The sequence below is a fragment of the Protofrankia sp. CiP1_Cm_nod1 genome (assembly GCF_920888515.1).
Lineage (GTDB): Bacteria > Actinomycetota > Actinomycetes > Frankiales > Frankiaceae > Protofrankia.
Genome location: NZ_CAKKTM010000177.1, coordinates 1 through 7,474 on the forward strand (window position 1 = coordinate 1; position 7,474 = coordinate 7,474).

Here is a 7,474-nt window from a genome sequence, read left to right on the forward strand (position 1 = left end):
CAGCTGCCCGCCGGCGCGCCGGCGCGGCTCCCCGGGCGCGGCGGCCCGCGACGGCGACCATGTGCCGACAGCGTCGCGCCATCCGGCCAGCGCGGTGGCGGTTTCCGGGGTGGTGGCGGTGACGATGCCGGCGGCGACCCGCGGCTGGACGTCGGCGAGATCGCGCATGACGGCGCCGAAGGCGGCCAGCGTGCTGACCCGTCCGAGGTAGGAGCGCGCCGGCTCGGACGGGACCGGCGGCGGGCTCGCCCGCGTGACCGATTTCGCCGCCAGCCGCCGTCGGACGAGGCGCGCGAGGCGGGCGGCGGCGCTGCCCGCGGGCAGCCCGGCCCACTCGTCAACGTCGGATCGCGCTGTCCGTTCGGCCGGGCCCGCGTCGACGTGTACGAACAGGACGGTGGGCCGGTGCGGGTCGACCTCGTCGAAGGCGTCCACGAGCAGGGGCAGGTCGTTGCCGCCGACGTCACGCAGAGCAGCGGCGATCTCGTCGTCGGACAGCTCGTCGAGCAGCCGGGTGATGCCGGCTCCGGACGCCCCGGGCCCGGCGAGGCGTCGGCGCAGCTCCGCCCCTGACGAGCGCAGCAGCTCCTGGAACTCGGCGCGGCCCATCCCGTCGAGCCGACGGCGCAGCGCCTGCCCGCCCGGCCTGCCGAACAGGGCGGACAGCGTCCGTCCATAACTGACAGTGAGTACCTGCCAGTTGGCGGCGGCGAAGAGACGCGCCTGGTCGGTGACACCCGCCTCGGCGGCGATAGCCGCGCCCGGATGAGCAGGGACCGTGACCACCCACACCAGCTCGCCCAGGCGGCGCACCCGCGGATCGGTGACCGGCTCCCACACCGTGCCGTCGAACAGCTCGGTGTGGTCGAGCAGGCAGATCTGCCGTCCGGGTGCCCCCGCGGCGACCGTCGTGGCGGCGCCGGCATGCTCACCGGTACCGGTCGGCGCGGCGGCACCGGCATGCCCGATGATCTCGTCTGGTGCGGTGATGCCGGGATGGTCGGCGACATACCGCGTGGCGAGGGCGTCCCAGGCCGTCACCGCTGGTCCGGAGCGTGCGGTCACGGTCACGCCGACCAGGCCCGGCGGCCACGGCAGGCGCTCTGCCGCCGCCAGGCCTCCGGAAGCGGGCCGCGGCTGAGCTCCGGGCGGGCCGGCTGGGCCGGAGCCGGGGGGAGCAAGCAGGCGGTGGACGGCGTCCAGCAGCGGGAACGCGGCCGGGGGTACCCGGAGCTGGTCACCCGCACGCAGCGCGTCGAACCACAGAACGGTGATCAGGCTTGCCAGGGAACGCGTGGCGGTGCGCAGAGCGGCAACGCCGCCGACACCGCCGCCGCCGACATCGCCGACGGCCGGCCCGCCGGGCGGCGCCGCGTCCGCGATGTCGTCGATCAGCGCGGCGGCCAGGCCGCGCAGCCGTCGCTCGATGTCGATGAGGGCCGGCAGGTCGAGGGGCTCGACAGTGACGGGGGCGGGCAGGAGGCTGTCGGCGCGTGCGGGCGTGACCGGTGCGCCGGCCACCGGACCGGTCGTGGCGCCGGCCGCAGGACCGGTCACGGCGCCGGCCACGGACGCCTGCGGTGTCCGGAGCCGTCCGTGCACGGCAGCATGGGTCTCACCCGGCGCAAGCAACCTGGCCTCCGTCGACACGATCTGTCCCATATCCGGACGATGAGCCCCTGTCAAAGGTTGTGCTCCCGCGCCTCCGCCCGCCCCACCCGGCCGAAGGCCGCGCGATGATGTTTTCGTGGGGCTGGCGGCCGGTGGGTGGGGTGGTGGGCCGAAGGCCGCGCGATCATATCTTTTGTGGTGGTTTCCACCGGTTTATCTTCCGGGAATCCGGCCTGATGGGCGCGGGCGAACCGGGTCTCTGGGCGGCGGCGGACCCGGATTCGTCAGTCCATTAGGCGTCGGTCGGGTTTTCGCCGCGCACCTGATTTCCTCACTCCTCCTGTTTTCTTCATCCTTTCTTCATTTTTTCGGCGTGGTGGTGAGTTCGGCCAGGCGGCCGCGCAACGCGGATTCGGGCCGCCCGCCGATTTCAACGATCTTCATCCGGCTGGTGGCGCCCCTGACCAGCACGACCTCGCGGCGGCGCACGCCGAAGGCCGTTGCCAGCGCGCGCAACGCCGATTCGGTGGCCCGTCCGTCCACCGCCGGCGCGGTCACCCGGACGACGAGGGGTGCGGTGGCATCCGACGGGCCGCCGCCGGTGGGGTCGTCCGCCGCGGTGGGCTCCTCGGTCGAGGGCTCGCCCGAGGCTTCGGCCGCGGAGGCAGGGAAGCCGCCGCCGACCGAGGTCCGGGCCGAGCGGGGGCAGACTCTGATCGTCAGACGCACCGTTGCATCGTCCCGCGAAGCGCCCGGACGGGCGATCGGGTCCGGGTGGCCCGGGCTCGTCCCACTCAGGTGATCTTTGCCGGTGGCCTGGGGGCCGACCGGTGGAACGGGTGTTGCGGGGTCGTCCGGCCCAGGTGGCCCAGCGATGATCACGGGCTGGGTGCCCGGGCACCCTGAATGCAATGAGAATTCAGCGTGTCACCTTGGGTAATAACTCTGGAGCGTGCGATGCGGCAGCTAGCATCGATCCCATGGTGGACGGTGAGGGACGAGTAGCTCTTGTTACCGGCGGTAATCGAGGGATCGGCGCCGCGGTCGCGGCCGCGCTGGCCGCGAATGGTGACCGGGTGGCGGTCGCCAGCCGTGGCGGTGACGCGCCGGACGGTTTGTACGGCGTCCGCCTGGATGTCACCAGCGCGGAAGGCGTCGACAAGGCGTTCACCGAGGTGGAGGCGGAACTCGGGCCGGTAGAGATACTGGTGTCCAACGCCGGGATCGCCCGGGACACGCTTCTTCTCACCATGGGTGAGGACGCGTTCCAGGAGGTCCTCGACACCAACCTGCTGGGCGCCTACCGGGTGGCCAAGCGCGCGGCACGGCCCATGCTGCGCCTGCGACGCGGGCGTCTGATCTTCATCTCCTCGGTCTCGGCGTTGGTCGGTTCCCCCGGGCAGTCGAACTACGCCGCGTCCAAGGCCGGCCTGATCGGCTTCTCCCGCTCTCTCGCCCGGGAGCTCGCCCCCCGCGGTATCACCGCGAACGTGGTCGCCCCCGGCCCGATCCGCACGGACATGACCGACGCGCTCACCGACGCCCAGCGGGACAACCTGGTCAACCAGGTCCCGATCCGGCGGATGGGCGAGCCGGAGGACATCGCCGCCCTGGTCGCCTTCCTGGCCTCCCCCCAGGCCTCCTACATCACCGGCGCGGTGATCCCCGTCGACGGCGGCCTGAGCATGGGCCTCTAACTTGCCGGTCCGGTAGCGCGGATCTCATCCACGACCACTCGTACAGGCCATGATCCAGGCGATTTTGTCGTTGTGTACGCTTTTTGGCCGCAAAAGCGTACACAACGACAAAATTGTGCCGATCTTCTCCGGCGGCTGGCGCTCCTCGAAGCGTGCCACCGTTCGGGGGACACGTATGGTTACCCGGCCGGCGCTCTAGCCTGCCGCGCACACCGCACGGATCAGAGCGGACGGAGCGTTGGCGTGGCCTGTACGCTCGTTCATCCCGCGTTTCCGGCGTCACGGCTCCCATTCGCCGGCCCGGATCGCCGGTCAGGCCGGCCCGGATCGCCGGTCAGGCCGGCCCGGATCGCGGGACTGGGCGGTGAGCCGGGCCGCGCGGCTCTTGCGGTGGCGCGTCCTCGGTTCGGGCCGGGGGCGGGGTGTGTTGTGCCCCGAGCACAGGGGACGATGACGGACGTGTCGAGTGACAACCGGACCATGACCACGCCCGGGACCGTGACCGCGCCCGGGGGCACGGCCGGGAGCGTGACCGTGCCCGGGAGCGTGACCGCGGCCGGGACCGCGCCCGGCCGGACCGGGCCGGTGCCCGTCGACGCGTTGCTGCTGGTCTCCTTCGGGGGCCCGGAGTCGCCGTCCGACGTCATGCCGTTCCTGCGCAACGTCACCCGCGGGCGGGGCGTGCCGGACGAGCGGCTGGCCCAGGTCGCCGAGCAGTACCGCAGCCTCGGCGGCCGCAGCCCGATCAACGACCAGAACCGGGCGCTGCTGGCCGCGCTGCGGGCCGAGCTCGCGCCGCTGCCGGTCTACTGGGGCAACCGCAACTGGTCACCGTTCCTCGTCGACGCGCTCGAGGCGATGCGGCGGGACGGCGTCCGCCGGGCGGCCTGCTTCGTGACGTCCGCCTTCGCCTCCTACTCCGGCTGCCGCCAGTACCGTGAGGATCTTGCGAGGGCGCGGGCCCACCTCGGCCCGGACGCGCCGGAACTGATCAAGCTGAGGCAGTACTTCGACCATCCCGGTTTCGTCCTGCCCATGGTCGACCATGTCGTCGGCGAGCTGGCCACGATCCCGGCCGGGTCGCGGGCGCAGACGCGGCTGGTCTTCGTCGCACACTCGATCCCGCTCACGCAGGCGGCGGACAGCGGCCCGGACGGGGACGCCTACCCCCGGCAGCTGGCCGCCGCCGCCGAGGTGATCGTCGAGCGGGTGGCGCTGCGCACCGGCCGCCGTCACCCGCACGACCTGGTCTACGCCAGCCGCAGCGGCCCGCCGGGCGTGCCGTGGCTGGTGCCGGACGTCGGCGACCATCTGACGGCGCTCGGCTCGGCCGGGCGGGCCCAGGCGGTCGTGGTGGTGCCGGTCGGTTTCGTCAGCGACCACATGGAGGTTGTCCACGATCTCGACGTGGTGGCGGCGGAGCGGGCCCGGGAGGCCGGGCTGATCTTCCGCCGGGCGTCCACGGTGGGTGTCGACCCCCGGTTCGTCACCATGGTCCGGGAGCTTCTCGACGAGCGCAGGTACGGGCACCGCCCCCGGGCGGCGCTGAGTCCGCTGGGCCCCGGCCACGACGTGTGCCCGCTGTGGTGCTGCGCCCCGCGTGGGCCGGGCCGCCGGCTGCCGGCCGCCGCCGGCGTCCCCGCGGACGAGCGCCCCGACGCCCCTGGCCCCGACGTGTCTGGTTCCGACGCCCCTGGTTCCGACGTGTCTGGTTCCGACGTGTCTGGTTCCGACGTGTCTGGTTCCGACGTGTCTGGTTCCGACGTGTCTGGTTCCGACGTGCCTGGCCCTGATGTCCCTGGTAGCGGGCCTGTTCTGGAGGCGTCCGAGGGTGCCCGACGCGACATCTGTGACGCCACGACGTGAGCGGTGGCGCTACGGTTCACAATGATGTCCATAAGGTTGGACGTCCATGATGTCGTCGGGGACGAATCCCCGGGGATAAAACGTTCACGACGTAGCGGGTTCACGACGCGGCAAGGTTCACACAGCAGCTTCATGACGGGGAAGACGGCCAGGCCCCGTGGGTGACGCCGGCATGCCGGCCGTCGACCGGGGGAATCGGTGGATGACCGGAGCCGCGGCCCGGCCACCCACCGGTACAACGGACTGCCAGGAGGGACGAGGTGTATCAGCGGCAGCGGCACGTGTTCGACTCACCAGACCGTTTCGTGGTCGGAACCGTCGGCCAGCCCGGTGAACGCGACTTCTACCTACAGGCCTGCTCGCGTGGGCAGGTCGTGACCGTCGGCCTGGAGAAAGCCGAGGTCAACGCTCTTGCCGAAGGGCTCACGACGCTGCTCGGCCAGGTCCGCCGGACGGCCGGCGGCGAGCTGCCGGAGTCCCACGAGGTAGACGTCGATCTCGCGCCGTTGGAGGCGCCGTTCGAGGAGGACTTCCATCTCGGCCGGCTCACGGTGTCCTGGGACGGTAAACGGGTGCTTGTCGAGGCCGCCGGGCTCGCGGGGGGCGCGGCGCGCCGGCCTGACGCGGACGCCGAGCTCGACACGCTCGAGGTCTCGCTGTCCCTCGGCCAGACGCAGGCGTTCGTCCAGCGTGCCCGCAGTATCGTCGCGGCCGGCCGTCCCTCGTGTGTGCTCTGCGGCCGCCCGGACGGGCCGTCCGGGCATTTCTGTCCGCGCCTGAACTGATCGCAGTCCAGGCGTCGCCCGCGGGGTGCGCCTGGGGTGCGCCTGATGGATGCCGGTCGTCCGGGCGCCGCCTGCGCGGCCAGGTATTCGTCGGACGCGTCCTGAGCCAGGGCCCCGCGCGGTGAGGGCCTGCCCGGCGGGTGGCGTTCGGAGGGCCGGTGAGCGTTCCCGGGGCGGGAGGCGCGCGCCCGCCGCGCCTCCCGGCCGCCATCCGTGTCGGGACGCCGCCCCGCCGGGCGGGAAGAAGCTCGCCGTCCCGGCCGCGACGCCCGCCCACCCGCCAGCACGGTGCCCTACCGGTAGGGGGCTGGGAGCCCCCTACCGGGCTAGTGTCCCGGTCAGGCAGCGCGGGATCCCGTTCACGACCACCCGCACAGGCCATGATCCAGAAAATTTTGTCGTTGTGTACGCTTTTTGGCCGCAAAAGCGTACACAACGACAAAATTATGCCGATCTTCTCCGGTGGTCGACGTCCATCGAAGTGTGCCATCGTTCAGGGGGATACGTATGGTTACCTGACCGGCGCTCCAGGAACTGGGAGAGCCCTACCGGGCGAGGGACTGGGAGGGGTCGAAGGCGTCGTAGGCCGACTCGCAGGCCCGGCGGACCGCCGCGGACAGCCCGCGCAGCGCGGTCGAACGGCGTTCGATCTCCTCGGCGGTGACCGCCGCCCCGTCGTCCCGGGCGGCCAGGTCGATCAGGCCGGCGATCCGGCCCGCCCGGGCCAGCAGCGCGTGCGCGGGCGGCGGATAGCCCGGGGGGAGCAGGAGCGTCGGCTCGTCCTCATGGCGTTCGCGCAGCACGGCGAGCGTGTCCGGACCGACCTTGGCCCGGTCGAGGTGCAGCAGCGCGGCCGTCGCGGTCCGGATGGCGTCGTTGAGCTCGTGCTCGGCGGCGTTCAGCGGGGACGGCGGGGGCGGGAGGTGACGGCCCGTCACCGAACGCCAGTGCACCGACTCCAGGCCGCCCTCGATGGCCGGGCCGTGCGCGGTCACGGACGGTATCAGGACCAGCGGCGGCAGCGGGCCCAGCACGACCACCGCCTCACCGGCGGCCAGCGCCTCCTGGTTGACCTCCGCCGGCCCGGGCAGACCGCTGACGTCGCCGGGCACGGGCAGGACGAGCCGCAGCCGCCGTGCGCCGCCGGTCCGCAGCCGGCCGAGGCCCAGCGCGAGCCCTTCGCCGTCGATGCTGTGGGGGGCGCCCGGCCCACCCGAACCCACGAGGATTCGGGTGATTGCCTCATCGGTGCTGACAAGCCCGGCAAGCCACGCGTTACCCCATCCGGTGAGTGCCCCTGAGCGAGGTGAGGCAGCTTGGCCGCAAATCACGATGCCTACGGTAAGGAATGACTGCCATGTCCTGCGACGGTCCTCAGCGGATATTGCTGGGGGTCACATCCAGTCGACGGTTGGCAACCAGCCGGCCGGCGCGGGCGGGCTCGTCACCGGTGGTGGCGTGCCGGGCCCGGCGGTCCGCCGCGGCGCGCCGGGCCCGGCGGCGCAGTGGCACGGG

At 72.7% G+C, this 7,474-nt stretch carries 5 protein-coding genes and 1 pseudogene; 3 read left to right on the top strand and 3 right to left on the bottom strand.

From position 1 onward, the window contains the following. Positions 1–1,602, bottom strand: a pseudogene (locus tag NBX02_RS08400) (hypothetical protein); the annotation flags it as partial. Positions 1,603–1,971: 369 nt separating this feature from the next. Further along, a complete protein-coding gene (locus tag NBX02_RS08405; RefSeq protein WP_250290767.1) occupies positions 1,972–2,340 on the bottom strand; it encodes a DUF167 domain-containing protein in 369 nt (122 codons plus the stop codon). A gap of 251 nt (positions 2,341–2,591) precedes the next feature. On the opposite strand from NBX02_RS08405, the gene fabG reads away from it, so the two are divergent. The 3 genes from fabG (at position 2,592) to NBX02_RS08420 (ending at position 5,959) form a co-directional block, all read left to right on the top strand. Beyond that, complete coding sequence (fabG, locus tag NBX02_RS08410; protein ID WP_250286461.1) at positions 2,592–3,308, top strand: 3-oxoacyl-ACP reductase FabG; 717 nt, start codon at positions 2,592–2,594, stop codon at positions 3,306–3,308. A gap of 459 nt (positions 3,309–3,767) precedes the next feature. Further along, on the top strand, positions 3,768–5,174 hold the full coding sequence (locus NBX02_RS08415) for a ferrochelatase (RefSeq protein ID WP_445548324.1): 1,407 nt from the start codon (positions 3,768–3,770) through the stop codon (positions 5,172–5,174). Positions 5,175–5,434: 260 nt separating this feature from the next. Next, a complete protein-coding gene (locus tag NBX02_RS08420; RefSeq protein WP_250286463.1) occupies positions 5,435–5,959 on the top strand; it encodes a DUF3090 family protein in 525 nt (174 codons plus the stop codon). A 545-nt stretch (positions 5,960–6,504) separates the two neighbouring features. Here the strand turns inward: NBX02_RS08420 and NBX02_RS08425 are convergent. Continuing rightward, positions 6,505–7,290, bottom strand: coding sequence for a hypothetical protein (locus tag NBX02_RS08425; RefSeq protein WP_250286464.1), 786 nt, complete (start codon positions 7,288–7,290; stop codon positions 6,505–6,507). Positions 7,291–7,474 lie beyond the last annotated feature (184 nt).